At 46.3% G+C, this 365-nt stretch carries 1 rRNA gene; it reads left to right on the top strand.

The window, feature by feature from the left end:
* Positions 1-160, top strand: a 16S ribosomal RNA gene (locus ACYQ4O_RS13015); the annotation flags it as partial.
* Positions 161-365 lie beyond the last annotated feature (205 nt).

Raw genomic sequence — 365 nt, 5'->3', positions numbered from 1 at the left:
GGTGAGGTGTTTACCAGAAGTCGTTAGCCTAACCGCAAGGAGGGCGGCGACCACGGTGAGCCTAACCGCAAGGAGGGCGGCGACCACGGTGAGCACCGTGACTAATGTTAAGTCGTAACAAGGTAGCCGTACCGGAAGGTGCGGCTGGATCACCTCCTTTCAAGAGTTTTTGCTCGAGATTTGAGTGTCCGCTCTTATCGGAAGTCGATAGATTTAAGAAGATTGTTCTTTAAAAAACCGGAAATTTGAATCAATTGAAAACGTTTATGGAAACGTAAACGGGTAAAGATTGACGAGTCATTAACAAAGCAAAACTTTGTGAGAAACTTGAAAGCGAAGACATAAACAGCGTAATGGGAACAGCG

This window comes from Turicimonas sp. TL08 (assembly GCF_054660695.1).
The sequence above is the reverse complement of the archived record's forward strand: the minus strand, read 5'-3'. Positions and strand labels throughout refer to the sequence as shown.